This is a genomic window from Thioalkalivibrio sp. ALE10 (genome assembly GCF_000381385.1).
Lineage (GTDB): Bacteria > Pseudomonadota > Gammaproteobacteria > Ectothiorhodospirales > Ectothiorhodospiraceae > Thioalkalivibrio.
On the sequence record NZ_KB906463.1, the window covers coordinates 1 to 13,112 of the forward strand.

A 13,112-nucleotide genomic window follows, 5' to 3' on the forward strand; every position below is an offset into this window, starting at 1 on the left:
GACTGGTCGGACGAGACGCGCAACGTGGCGGCGGCGCTGTTCCGGCTGGAGCACAACCGCAACGAGCAGGATCTGCTGGAAGTGCTGGGCCGTCTGGTGGAATGGCTGCGGTCCCCGGAGCAGACGGGGTTGCGGCGCTCGTTCGTGGTGTGGATGCGCCGGGTGATGCTCCCGCATCGAGCACCGGGGATGGAACTGCCGCCGTTCAACGACCTTCAGGACTTGCACGAGGTACACGACATGCTGGCCGAACGGATCAAGCACTGGCCCGACCGGTGGATCGAGGAAGGGCGCGAGGAGGGACGCCAGGAAGGGCGCCAGGAAGGACGTCGCGAAGCCGCGCGCAATCTGATCCGGTCTACCGAGATGGATGACCGCACGATTGCCGAAATCGTTGGGTTGTCAGTCGAGGAGGTGACCCGGATACGGGAAACTCCTCCGCAGTGACCCGCCCCAGTTCGGATTATCCGGCCTGGATCGATGCCGGACCGATATCGGTGCCTTGATCGTCGGGATCCTGGACGCGGACAGGCGCGAGTCCCTGCTGGGGCCACCGGGGGCTGACACCTGAGCATGGACGGGGAGATCGGCCAGAGGGCTGGCCTCCAACGGGGGGGGGGTACGCGAACCTTCGCCCATCTTCGGGATCGATGATACATTGGTAAAACGGAATAGCGATCGATCAGGGTGCTGAAAATGGAAGCCCTCACCATCTCTCCGAAATATCAGGTCGTCATCCCCAGGGCGGTACGCGAGGCGCTGCATCTTCGTGCAGGCCAGAAGGTGCAGATTATTGCGTACGACGACCGTATCGAACTGATTCCCGAGCGGCGTATGAGCGAGATGCGGGGGTTCCTCAAGGGCATTGACCCTGATGTCCCGCGCGAGGGAGATCGCGTGTGAACGTGGTCGATTCGTCCGCGTGGCTGGAATACTTTGCCGACGGCCCCAATGCCGAAGCTTTTGCAGACGCCATCGAGACCACGCGAGAACTGATCGTCCCAACGATCAGCCTCTACGAAGTCTTCAAACGGATACTCCAGCAACGAGACGAGGCGGCAGCCTTGCAGGCAGCCGCATTGATGCAGCAGGGCGAACTCGTCGAACTCACGGGGCCTTTGGCCCTGTCCGCCGCGAGTCTCGGCAACCAGCATGGTCTCCCGCTCGCCGACAGCATCATCTACGCCACGGCGCGCGCCCATCAGGCCGACCTCTGGACCCAGGACGCCGATTTTGACGGGCTTCCGGCTGTTCACTACATCCCGAAGCCTTCCCCGTAAGAGGTCAGCCCTCTGGCCGATCGGGCCTGTCCAACACCCAAATCGGCGAGAGGGCTCGCCTCCTGCGGGCCGGGGTTACCTTGTGGGAGCGCAGCCCCCTGCGCGATCCAGCGCGCGGTCAATCACGCACGTAATACCCGTGTCGCGTCGGTCCCTGCGAATCGAAACAGTGCGAAATTCGGTTGAACAGCGCGCTGTCCCCGCGTTCGTGATGCCGATAGATCGCATGGGCCACCAGATCCGCCAGCTGGATCAAACGCGACGCTCTCGAATCAAGGAACACCGGGACTTCGGCGTAGTTGTACGTCTTTCCCCAGGCGTGTCCGTAGTGCTTGAAATCTCGCGCCAGAGACTGAATCCCCTGCTCGGTAGAGGATTTATCCAGAAGGATCAGGCCCCGCTGAGGATCGCCGTGCCGGGCGTAACAGCGCTTCAGGAACAGATCGAACCGGCTGCAAAGTTGCTCGAAAAGGTGTTCCACCGGATCTTCGCCCGGAATCCCCGTCTTGCGCACGGCTCCGCCAAACAGGCGAACGCCCTGAGGGTGATGCCCCACCACAACATCCAGTGCATCCTCCATGGCCTGCGTCCGATCTTCCCGAGAGACCCTGCGCCAGGCATTCTTGCCGCTGCGCATGGGAGAGCCATGGAGCTCGACACCGTGAGGATTTTGTGGATCGAAGCGGGCCGCAATCGCGTTAAGCTCGTCCTCGAGGAAATGGGCCTTGCGCTCGAAGACACTCACGCCAGCCAGGACGAAGAAATCCTCGGCCGAATTCGCGACGCTCCCTGACTCATCCAGGTAAAGGAGATGCATGGCTTCCCTGCCCGCTTACAAAAAGGCCGCCCTGATGGCGGCCATTCAGACATTTTTGAGGGAGCCGAGGGAGTAACGGAACTCCAAACATTGCAGGATAAGGCAACGCTACCCGACTCGCATAATGGATGCTGCGACCGGATCGCCCCAATGTCAAGAGCCGGACACGGGAACGAGCGAGGAGTGCGAGCCTCAACGCGATGCGGCATCGCAGGATACCCCAATCGGCCAGAGGGCTGGCCTCCTGCGGGCCGGGGTTACCTTGTGGGAGCGCAGCCCCCTGCGCGATGCGGCGCGATTTTGGGCGGGTGCGGCGGGGTCGTATACTCGCCGGACGTGTACGCAACCAGCGGTGCCGCATGCCCCCCAGCAATATCGTCGAAGGCCCTCGCGTAGCCACCTGGCACTGTCCCTCCTGCCGCGAATCGGTGCCGCGGCTGCTGCCCAACGGCAGCGCCAACCGCGTGACCCTGCCGCCCGAACGCACCATGCTGCCGGATGACGACATCCGCGCGGCCTGCGAACGGGTACAGGGTCTGCGCGCTCCGGAGGTGTGCTACGCCTGCGACCAGGCGTTCCAGGAACTGCTGGGCACGCTGGTGCGCCCGCCGGCCGAGGAAGGAGACGCCCGGGGCGAACCCGGGCTGAACGACACCGGCGTGATCGGTGCCCTGGTCCCGCTGGCCGAACGCGGGACCCAGCTGCTTATCTTCAACGTGATCGCCGGCGAACTGCGCTGCACCGAGATCGAATACCTGACCGATTTCGACCCCGACCGCCTCACCTACCCCGGATCACGCGGGGCGATCGCCCCGCGGATCTGGGAACTGCACGAGCAGCACCTCGCCGAACTACACGGCACCCCGTCAGGGGGCGAGTGAATTGGAGCCGAGGGGCAGCTCTCCGTTCCGCGATGGCGAGACATCGCCCGGACCGACGAGACAATCAGTCTCGTCGGTCTGCGGTTACCAGCACTGGGATACGCTGCCGTTCTGCGTGGTGCGGTCTCCAGTATGGTCCAGCGAAAGATCGCCACAGCCATCATTCGCCTGGCGCCCCTGAGCGTTGGCTTCGATGGTGAAGCTGCTCGTGTCGGAGTCCGAAGACAAGCTGAAGCTGTAACGCCCCTCACCTTGAATTTCGCTACGACATCCCCGATCCGGAAGGTTGGTGGGGTAATTCATGGTGCTGGTCCTTTCACGCTCCATCGCCTGTGCCAGCTCCGCAAGACACCCCGTCGCCTTGGCCCGCCACGAGTTATCCACGTGGTTCAAATAAGCCGGGTAACCAATCGAGACGATGATCGCCAGAATCGCGACCACGATCATCAGTTCGATAAGCGTAAAGCCTTGAGCACGAAAGCCTCCCGCTTCCGGCGTTGATAGTTTCCGTTTCATCACGTGTTGCACTCCGGTGAGTGATGCCCGAGCGCGTGTCGAAGCGCCCGGGCATCGTTTGCAGGTCAACGCAGCTGCCGCCAGCTGCGAGAGGTGTCCGCTGGGTCGCCGGGCGCACGGATATCATCAACTGTCGCCGACTCCTCCCCGACACCGCCCGTACCGCTAAGCACACGAACCCGCGTACCAGTCTCCGGGTCATCGATCACCGTCGGCTGCCCCATGATGCCGAGCCCCGGGTCTACCGCGGACGGCGGAACCAGCTCACCATCGATCTCGATCATGTCCCCGTCCCCGAAGGACCCGGTACCGTCCAGGTCGAATACGGGCGCATCCACTCGGCTGCCTGTCCGGGCGTCCAGCGCGAACAGCGAGGACGTACCACCACCGGAACATGGGTCGGGCAGCGGCGTCATCGTAACGAATTCGACCCGACCATCAAGCAATATCGGCTGTTCGATAACCCTCTCTCCGCGGTTGGCGTAGGTAGCGGGATCCAGATCGAGGTACCACCCCGCATGATCTTCATCGAGTTCGTCATTCTGCGTGGTTACACGCACCGAGAAACCTTCAATTTCCCCCTCCCCCACGAACTCCTGCTGGAGGAGGTTGTTACGACCAAAGGGTTTTGAAGGGCTCGGGCCCTGAGCGACATCGGGGGCCTCGCTCCTCACGCCGTAAACCGACTGCACTTGGTCGTCATCCTCCACGATGTTGTCGCCCTCCAGGAAGAACTGGCCAGTGCCAAAGAACACCATCGCACCACCATCCGGATGCCGGCCGACCGCTGGTTTGGACGTGATCGGCTGCCTGTCTCCTTCATCCGGATCCTCCGCGACGAACAACAATTCCTCATCCACACGTACGTTTCCTTGTACGCGCAGGTTATCCATCTTCCACATATTTCCGTGGAGATCGCCCGCATAAGCCTCGAACAGATTTCGTGAGCTGTCGGCACGAAACACCGGTTCTGACATGCCGTTGTCAGCCGCCCCGTTCAGCTCGATGACATCGACATCTCCCGTAGCGAGCTCCACTGCGAACAGACTCGCGGTGCCATCATTGCTCAGGTATCCATTTCCAAAGAGAGCATAAAAGTCCCCGTCCGATTCCAGACGACCCACCGTCACCCCTCCAAAGATATGGCCGAGGCGATCATAGTCGTCTCCGGAGATTTCCCAGAGGACACTATCAGGACCAACGCTCTCCGGATCGGTCACATCCAGCGCATACACACCGCGGCCACCCCCTCCCAGGGTCCCGACCAGAACGGTCATCCAGTCACCATCTTCATCCTGGGCGTGAGCAATCGTCTGCTGGCCATCAACGAAGAATCGATGCTCGTAGTCCGGCTCTGCCAGTTCGGGCAGGTGCTCCAACAACATCCCCGGAATGTAGGCGAAGAGTTCTTCTCCGGTATTGCCATCGAACGCATGGACCATGCCCGCATTCGTCCCGACATACACCGCTTCAACGTAGTCCCTGTTGTCTGCTCTGAACTGCTGGTAATCCGATCCCGAGAACCCGAAGTTGGTTCGGTGCCCCTGAAACGCCGGATTCGAATTCACGATGTCCCCGATCAACCGGGAACGATCGCGGAAATCCCCCCCCTCCTGCCGTTCGAGGCTCTGGTCACCTCTGAGGTAATCCATCAGCTCCTGCGTATACCCCAAGTCATTCAGCACATCTTCCTGCAGCGCCCCGCCCCACTGGAACGCGGCTCCGGTCCCGGAATCGATATTCCGGGTAATGAGGTTCCGCTGGAAATGGTCGGGCATTTGCTCTGCGGCGGACCATTGCTGATCGAAATCCAGGGTGAAGGGATCGATCTCGTAGGCCACCAGGTCGCCCGACCAGTCCTCGGAATCCAGCTGCGCCTGATAAACGAGCGTCTGGCCTTCCGGGGCCAGCTCGGTCGAGCTTTCGGCGACCGAGGTAGCCGCCCCCCCGGTCCTCTGTACGGTCTCGAATACCTCGGCGAGATTTTCCGCCAGTTCAGACGGATCGATGGCGAAGAAATAGTTGTCCGGGACCCCATCGCCATCCGCATCCCAGGTCTCCGGGTCATTCGGGAATTGCGGATCCGAATCGCGACGCGCCTTCGTGAAGCCACCCCATTTCGACGCGTACCACAGTGGCTCTTCCAGCGTTCCCACATCGGTCGCCCCCGTCAGCTGGAATTCATGGCTGACGGGGGGGTCATCCTGGGAACATCCGGAACACGATGGTACACCGGCCTGCCCCGACCGGGAGAAACCATTGATCCCGGAATACACATGGAACCCATCCCGGGTTGTCCCTTGCACCACGAAACCGAATCCCATCTCGTTTGGTGTCGACTGACTGAACACGTTACTGGTGATGCGAATGCTGTTCCCGTCAATCTCGTAGCTCAGGACACCGTTAGCATCCATATCAAAATCGCCGCCCTGTTCACTGTCCTCCCACTGAACGAAGAACGAGCCCGTCCCCTCATCAAGATCCTGTTCAACAACCGCGAAATCCGCGATCGCACATTCACCGCCCACGCTGTCATTCCGACACGCTGGCTGCAGTATTACCGCCGAATCTGTTTCTCCGGGGCGGGGGATCTCGATCCTGGGCACGGCTGGAGCCAGGGCAACGCCGTAGGTTTCGGCCTGCACATCCGCCGTCTCACCGGCCGCGTCCTGCAGGTCGGTTCTCAGGGTATCGGTGTGCGCGAAGTGGGCGAGCCCGGCGATGTGGTAGCTGCCCCCAAGCCGGGGCGCTTCCGGGCACACCCCGCGCGCATCCGAAAGATTGTTGATCGTCTTGGGAGTGCACAACTGGTCGTCGTTGGACCCGACTTCACCCACGAACCACTCGGCGCCGTGAATTCCCTCGCCGCTACCGACTGCGTCGGTCCAGATGCCCAGCGAACCGACAGAGAGATCGCTGAACCCTCCCAGGCGCTCAGAATCGTACGACGACACCGAACTGTTGAACTGGATGACGTTGATCGACGTACACCAGGTCTCGTCCGTCAGCGGGTCCTCCCAATCGGACTCCACCGGGAGGTCCATGAAGTCTGTAGAACCGTTCGGGAGAAAAGCAGGAGTTGGCTCAAGCCCGGCAAAATAGCGCAGGGTTTCCAGGTACATTTCAGACTGTGGGTTGCCCCAGTTCGTGCACTGCCCGTCGTTGAAGGAGCCAAGGCCCCACTGGCAATCGTCACTGCCCCAACGCCCGAAATACGTGCCATCATCGTGGCGGTAGCCATAGATGCGGAAACCGTCCAGCGTCTCGATGATGCCGCCGCTATCGGCCGGTCTGGTAAACGTTCCGTCGGTATCAAACCGGATCTCGTCCGCCATCGAGCCGACGGGCTTGCGCAGTGCGCCACCCGAGCGGTTCCTGGCGTACGTCCCGCTCATCAACCCGAACTCGATCTCGTCCTCGGCACCGTACTCCTGGAGAAGCCCCACGGGTTTCAGGTTGCCATCCGGATACATCTCGCAGTCTTCTCCGCCGACGAGCCCATCCACACAGGCGCTGACCCTGACGGACAACTCATCTTTCCGAACGCTGTTGCGCGGATTCCCGGCATTCGCCGTTAGGCCACTGTCCCCCATCGGATTGCCATTGCTGAAAGCGCGCCCCCCGATCTCCATCTCCGAGTGTCCCGTATACGATTCCTCCTCGAACCACTGGCACTGCCAGCGTTCGTTCGCCGCCCACATGCTGTAATCACCTTCAGCGACTCGGATCAGCGGCGGGTCAGTCACGTTCTGGGAGAGCGTGGAACTTGTTGCAGTGGTGTTACAGAAGCTGACGCCCCGGCGAGAATGATTGATGACGTCCCAGCTTTCTCCGGTCTGTCCTTCGCCCGTTGAATGGGTTACCTGAATCTCGGCGCCGTTCCAGCCAAAACCGCGCACTACGCCGAGCATTTCCCGACCTGAGTTATCCCGGTCGGTCATGCGGATCTGGTCTCCCATCTCAGGCGCCGCCCCCGACCAGTTCGGGTCAATCCAGATCCGATCCCCGCCGCCGTCACGTGAACCTGACGGAATAGTGATCGATTGATCAAGTCTCGCCGTACTCTCCTCCGGCAGGTCGTAGGGCGTCAGTCGATCAAGATCGTCTCCGTCATAGTGGCGCACCCAACTGTGCACGTCGTTGGGAAGGTAGGTACGCTCGAGAATAGTCTCGCTGGAGGTATCCGTTGATCGATATCCGCCATAGAGAATCTTCCGCACCACGTCGATGCGAGCCATCGAGACGTAATTCAGAAAGTTCCCGCTCCATTGACTTCCACTACAGTACTTGTCGTCCGTTTCCGACCGCGGATCAAATACTCCACCCGAGTGAGTGTAGCACTTGTAACTATCAAAATAACCATAGTAATCGACATCATGGTTATACCCCGCTTCGGCACGGCCGTCGCCGGTCAGATCGGCATAATCGGGATAAGCCTCGAAATAGAGTTGGTGGTCATTGGACAAAGAAAGCATCGCCTGAGGCGGCACCGACTGGGTCAGGAACAATGGGACCTGGGAGATTTCACTGGCGGTTCCCAGTGCTGGAACTGAAAAAGCCGCGAGCGTAACCGTGTACGCCAGGGTCTTGCGCTTGAATGCGGCGCCCTTACGAACGTGCAAACCCTTTGCTTTAACTTTATCTGACATGGCTACATCTCCTGGATCCCACCTGTTCCCGGCGGGCAAAAAATCACCGGCGGGTGGATTGCAGAATCACGATCGTGTTCTGCGAGCCACCCCTCGCTACGGAAGTGACGCGGTACACGACACGCTCATCAACCTGCCCATACTCGTCGTCGACGATGTCGTCCGGGTCCGACCCTTCATCTTCAAACTCGACATCGAGCCTCTCGATGTAAAACCGGGGTTGCGCATACAGACCCGAGATCTCCGATGTGGCAGAACTCCCCTCTCCATCATCGACCAGGCGCTTGAACCAGGCTTCAGGATCTCCGGAACGAAAATCACTCGGCAGATCAGCGTGAGAGGTACCGTCATTCATCGCCTGACGTTCGCCCTGGCGAAGTGCGGCTTCGGCCGCCTGGAACGCAAGATTGCGATCATGCATGTTGCCGGCCATGCGTTCCTGCAGCACGGTGTTCTGCATGCCGGCGACCGCGAGTAGCGTGATCACGACCAGGAGGATCAGGCCGACGACCAGCGCGGCCCCCTGCTGGTGCTGCTTCCCGCGGTTGGCACAGGCCGCTTGGGTTGGTTGGGTTCTCATATCATGACCTCGGGATCAGTCGAGCAGGTTCCGGGCACCGACGGTGGTACTGAACGTCTGATAGAGCCGCCGGTCTGGCGCATTAAAGAGATTACCTCCGGACGTGGGGAAAAAATGCTCCTGTCGGGCCTGATCGACGACGTTGTCTGCCTGACCGTTGTAAACGAGGAGATGGACACGCACCGCAACGGCATTCTCCCAGTCGCCCGTCCCCATGTCGCTGGCCCACTCAAATTCGTCTACATGGCCATTGTCGTTCGTGTCGAGACCATACTCCACACTCATGTCGTATACACCGGCGACAATCTCGACGGTTTCGTGAACGGGATTTCCATCGCCGTCCGAAGTCGTCGTCCGGCGGTAAAGGCTGTAGGTCTCGCCGTCTGGTGATTGCCCGACATAATAGCTCCTGCGGGACAGCGCGAAGATATCAATCGGGCCATTAAAATCGACATAGTCCACCTCGATGTTGCCAGGATCGACATCCTCATCCTGTCCGGGGCCACGGTCGATCTCACCCTGCTGAGCCTCGACGTTCTGGAATTGTTCGCACACCCCCGTGGAAGGATCGGCGATGAGAAGAATCTGTCCCTGACTAACCTGCGTGGGATCCCCTTCACTGAGTTGAAATTCTTGCTGCGTACCACCCTCCGCTTCGAACGGACCACCGCCGACCGAACCCATGGACGAGACGGTCAGGATGTCTCCCCGCTCGGGGCTCGGGTTGTCCGGCTCATCGGCATTGATAAAGCCGGCCCCGGGCTCATGCAGATCGGGGTCATAATCGGCGCTAGCGGTATTGAGGAGGTTATTGACCGATCCGGGGCACCCACCGTACCCAGCCTCGCGCGCGTCGCGCGCGATAACATCGAGGGCGAAGCGGCCGGTTTCCTGCACACTGGACATGGCTTCCTGAGTACGGTTGGTCTGCTGCGTGCCGATGAACACGTTGATGACGCCGGCCGTGAGCAACAGACCGAGCAGGATCGCGACCATCAGTTCGACGAGCGTAAGACCTCGCACCGAAGAGACGACCGCCGGTATCCGTTTCCCGTTGGCGTCGTTCATATCTCGGTCTCCGTGGTAAATTCTTCGGTGTAACCATCGGCCGGAGCGTCGTCGTCATCGTCATCGTCGATGCGGTCTTCCTGCCAGCGAACGGTGATCGTGAAGGTGTCACCACTGCGGGAGACGCTGCCCTGCGCCGAGGGCAGCGAGCAAAGGAGAGCGTTTTTCCATTCCGCGAGGTCCTGGGAAGCGAGCCCCCCGCTCGGATTCAGGTCGTCGTTGCAGATCCCGTCAGTCGGCTCGTCGTCATCGAAATCGGTGTCGTAATCACCGTCCAGCGCCGCTTCGCGATTGGTCCGCATGCGGTCGGCGATGTCGTAGGCCAGGTTGGTGGCCTGGGAACGCATGTACGAACTGTGATTGGCCTGCAGCGCGTTGGCCTGCAGGGCAGCGAGTCCGATCAGGCCGATCGACAGGACGAGTACGGCAACGAGCACCTCGATGAGGGTGACGCCCCGGGACTTGCGGGGCACCGGGCGTTGCTGGAATCGCGATTGGGTCATTGCGGTTTTGCCTTGCATTCTTCGGTCCTCGCGGATCAGGGGCAATCGGAGCGGACGATGCCGACCTTGCCGCCAGGTCCAATGTTCAGATCCCGTGCACGTTCGCCGGAGCAGTTCTCGGCATAGACGTAGAACATGGGATCGCTCTGATCATCCCGCCCGGGGCTTTCGCGCCCGCCCAGCGGGCCGAAGGTGACGTGGCTCTGGTCCTCGATGTTGTCGTCGATGACGACCCGACCGGAGATGTCCTCCCAGCGGCGCAAGGGATCGGCCATTTCGGACGCGGCACAATCATTCCCCAGAACCACCCGCCAGCCGTCCGCGTGCCAGTCGCCGCCGGCATCGACCGGGCAGACAGAAACCTCGACCCCGCGAGTGACCGCTTCGCTGCGAGCGAAATTAAACGCTGTACTGAGTTGGTTCGCGGCCGTGGTGGCCCGGTTGTTCTGTACCAGACTCTGGAAACCGGGAACGGCGACCGTGAGCAGGATGGCCGCCACCGCGATGGTGACCATCAGCTCGATCAGGGTGAATCCGATAGCGTTACGAGACATGCCGCGGGTCCTTGTGGAATCGGTCGATTTCACTATGAGCGCAAGCCATGTGACGAGCAAGGGTTTCAGTGCCGAACGGTCGGCAAAGGCTACCGAATGGTTATGGATCGAACGGGCAGCCCTGATGGGCGACGCGAGGGCGACCGGCGCGGTTGATGACGACGGCCCGGCCTGCTGCTTCGTTGCAAATTCTCAGCGTACCCATCTGGAGCGCGCCGGAGAGGCGCCGGGTGGCGCCGAGCGCTCCGTAGGTGACGCGATGCCGCACCGGGAGATTGCCACGGATTTCCAGGCCCCCGTCGGGGTTCCCCTGCCGCCGGCGAAGGATGTCGTTCGCACTGGCAGGCTGGGTTGCGAGACCGGGGTTGTGGAAAACCAGCCACCCGGACTCCCAACGGGCATCGTCGGAACAGTGAACGCCGTTGGCACTGGCACAGAGAGTAACCGGCGCAGCGGTCCGGACGGCCTCGCTGCGTGCATGATGGAGAGCGGTGACGAGTTCGTTGGTGGTGGCGATCAGCCGGAACCGGTCCACGAGTTGCGCAAACGACGGGATGCCCACGGTCACCAGCAGGACGAAGACCAGCAGGGCCACGAGCAGTTCGATGAGCGTGAGCCCGCGGGTCCGCGGGCGGTATGGGGTAGGGGTCACGTCGGCTCCTCCCTGAGTCCGGACATGGTTGCGGGCGTTTGGCTCGCCCAGGGTGGCAAGCTAGCGCGCGGGCGCCGTGGCTGCAAGGGCATTGTGGCGAGGCGCGGGCCCGGCGGGTTCGCGGGAACCCGGCACCCCGGGCGCTGCCTTATTGGGTAGAGCCGTGGAGTCACCCGGAGGGATGATGGCGAAGAACGTTCAGCAGATGGATCAGGCGCAGTTGCTGGAGCTGCAGCAGCAGGCCGCGCGGGAGGCGCGCCGGGACACGGTTTTCCGCGACGAGGCCCGGTCGGGCGTGCCCACGCCGGAGCTGGTGGTGATCCCGCCGGGAGAGCTCGAGATCGGTTCCGATGCGCGGGAGTTCGGGCGCCAGGAGCACGAGGGCCCGCGGCGGCTGGTGACGCTGGAGCGGCCGTTCGCGCTGGGGCGTTTTACGGTCACGCTGGAGGAGTGGCTGGCCTTCGAGGAGGCCACCGGGCACGAGCGCTGGGACTGGCTGGTGCGCCCGAAGACGCCGCGCACGCCGATGTTCAACATCAAGCCGGCGGGAGTGCGCAAGTATCTGGAGTGGCTGAGCGAGGAGACCGGGCAGCGTTACCGCCTGCCGACCGAGGCCGAGTGGGAACATGCCTGCCGCGCGGGGACGACCACGCCGTTCGCGTTCGGCGAGGTGGTGGGCTGCCGCGACGTGCATTTCAATTCGCTGTTCCCGTACGAGGAGCGGCGCCAGCGGCGCAAGTGGTATATCCCGGCGTGCTTTCCGCTGAACCGGCCGCTGGATGTGGGCAGTTTTCAGCCGAACCTGTGGGGGCTGTACGACATGCACGGGAACGTGCAGGAGTTCACCGCGACGCCCTGGCACGACAACCACGCCAGCCTGCCGCGCGACGGGGTTTACGGGCCGGAGCCGGATAACGAGTGGCTGGTGACCAAGGGCGGCTCGTGGTTCGACCCGGCGGTGCTCACGCGCAGCGCCGCCCGCCGGCGCCGCAACGTGGACGAGATGGACACCAACCTGGGATTTCGCGTGCTGCGGGAGCTGGAGGGGTAGCGCCGGCGGTTCGTCGCTGCGCTTCCGGCGATTAAAGGCATCGTGCTCGGTCCGGCATCTACCCGCACCGGATGATGCGGACCGGGCGGGTCACTGCGAAGGATTTTCCCGTATCCGGGTCACCTCCTCGACTGACAACCCAACGATTTCGGCAATCGTGCGGTCATCCATCTCGGCAGACCGGATCAGATTGCGCGCGGTCTCGCGACGTCCTTCCTGAAGTCCTTCCTGAAGTCCTTCCTGGCGCCCTTCCTCGCGCCCTTCCTGGCGCCCTTCCTCGATCCACCGGTCGGGCCAGTGCTTGATCCGTTCGGCCAGCATGTCGTGTACCTCGTGCAAGTCCTGAAGGTCGTTGAACGGCGGCAGTTCCATCCCCGGTGCTCGATGCGGGAGCATCACCCGGCGCATCCACACCACGAACGAGCGCCGCAACCCCGTCTGCTCCGGGGACCGCAGCCATTCCACCAGACGGCCCAGCACTTCCAGCAGATCCTGCTCGTTGCGGTTGTGCTCCAGCCGGAACAGCGCCGCCGCCACGTTGCGCGTCTCGTCCGACCAGTC

At 62.1% G+C, this 13,112-nt stretch carries 12 protein-coding genes and 2 pseudogenes; 5 read left to right on the forward strand and 9 right to left on the reverse strand.

Going from position 1 to position 13,112, the window contains the following annotated elements:
- The 3 genes and pseudogenes from F788_RS14190 to F788_RS0113060 form a co-directional block, all read left to right on the forward strand.
- Positions 1-447: pseudogene (locus F788_RS14190) on the forward strand (transposase); the annotation flags it as partial.
- A 249-nt stretch (positions 448-696) separates the two neighbouring features.
- Positions 697-903 carry an AbrB/MazE/SpoVT family DNA-binding domain-containing protein gene (locus tag F788_RS0113055; protein WP_018869243.1) on the forward strand — a complete coding sequence of 69 codons (207 nt, stop codon included), beginning with the start codon at positions 697-699 and terminating at the stop codon, positions 901-903.
- The gene (locus F788_RS0113060) at positions 900-1,280 is read left to right on the forward strand and encodes a type II toxin-antitoxin system VapC family toxin (RefSeq protein ID WP_019590458.1); all 381 of its coding nucleotides are present in this window, start codon (positions 900-902) and stop codon (positions 1,278-1,280) included. The genes F788_RS0113055 and F788_RS0113060 overlap by 4 nt, the downstream gene beginning before the upstream one ends.
- A 118-nt stretch (positions 1,281-1,398) precedes the next feature.
- Here F788_RS0113060 and F788_RS13835 read toward each other — a convergent pair whose 3' ends face one another.
- A complete protein-coding gene (locus tag F788_RS13835; protein WP_026332795.1) occupies positions 1,399-2,097 on the reverse strand; it encodes a DUF3800 domain-containing protein in 699 nt (232 codons plus the stop codon).
- Positions 2,098-2,456: 359 nt separating this feature from the next.
- On the opposite strand from F788_RS13835, the gene F788_RS0113070 reads away from it, so the two are divergent.
- Entirely contained in the window at positions 2,457-2,978 is a 522-nt protein-coding gene (locus F788_RS0113070; RefSeq protein WP_019592877.1) for a hypothetical protein, read from the forward strand.
- 84 nt (positions 2,979-3,062) lie between these two features.
- Here F788_RS0113070 and F788_RS0113075 read toward each other — a convergent pair whose 3' ends face one another.
- The 7 genes from F788_RS0113075 to F788_RS0113105 form a co-directional block, all read right to left on the reverse strand.
- Entirely contained in the window at positions 3,063-3,494 is a 432-nt protein-coding gene (locus tag F788_RS0113075) for a type IV pilin protein (RefSeq protein ID WP_038037624.1), read from the reverse strand.
- Positions 3,495-3,559: 65 nt separating this feature from the next.
- Positions 3,560-8,143, reverse strand: a complete 4,584-nt coding sequence (locus tag F788_RS13525; RefSeq protein ID WP_019590463.1) for a pilus assembly protein — start codon at positions 8,141-8,143, stop codon at positions 3,560-3,562.
- A gap of 43 nt (positions 8,144-8,186) precedes the next feature.
- A complete protein-coding gene (locus F788_RS0113085; RefSeq protein WP_019590464.1) occupies positions 8,187-8,723 on the reverse strand; it encodes a PilX N-terminal domain-containing pilus assembly protein in 537 nt (178 codons plus the stop codon).
- A gap of 15 nt (positions 8,724-8,738) precedes the next feature.
- A complete protein-coding gene (locus F788_RS0113090; protein ID WP_019590465.1) occupies positions 8,739-9,791 on the reverse strand; it encodes a PilW family protein in 1,053 nt (350 codons plus the stop codon).
- Positions 9,788-10,294 (reverse strand): type IV pilus modification protein PilV, encoded by a 507-nt coding sequence (gene pilV, locus F788_RS0113095; protein ID WP_019590466.1) that lies wholly within the window; start codon positions 10,292-10,294, stop codon positions 9,788-9,790. The genes F788_RS0113090 and pilV overlap by 4 nt, the downstream gene beginning before the upstream one ends.
- Before the next feature lie 35 nt (positions 10,295-10,329).
- Positions 10,330-10,848, reverse strand: a complete 519-nt coding sequence (locus tag F788_RS0113100) for a GspH/FimT family pseudopilin (protein ID WP_019590467.1) — start codon at positions 10,846-10,848, stop codon at positions 10,330-10,332.
- Positions 10,849-10,948: 100 nt separating this feature from the next.
- On the reverse strand, positions 10,949-11,500 hold the full coding sequence (locus tag F788_RS0113105) for a GspH/FimT family pseudopilin (RefSeq protein WP_019590468.1): 552 nt from the start codon (positions 11,498-11,500) through the stop codon (positions 10,949-10,951).
- Between the two features lie 184 nt (positions 11,501-11,684).
- On the opposite strand from F788_RS0113105, the gene F788_RS0113110 reads away from it, so the two are divergent.
- Positions 11,685-12,551 carry a formylglycine-generating enzyme family protein gene (locus F788_RS0113110; RefSeq protein ID WP_018869231.1) on the forward strand — a complete coding sequence of 289 codons (867 nt, stop codon included), beginning with the start codon at positions 11,685-11,687 and terminating at the stop codon, positions 12,549-12,551.
- Positions 12,552-12,641: 90 nt separating this feature from the next.
- On the opposite strand, the pseudogene F788_RS14195 reads toward F788_RS0113110, so the two are convergent.
- Positions 12,642-13,112 (reverse strand): annotated as a pseudogene (locus F788_RS14195) (transposase); the annotation flags it as partial.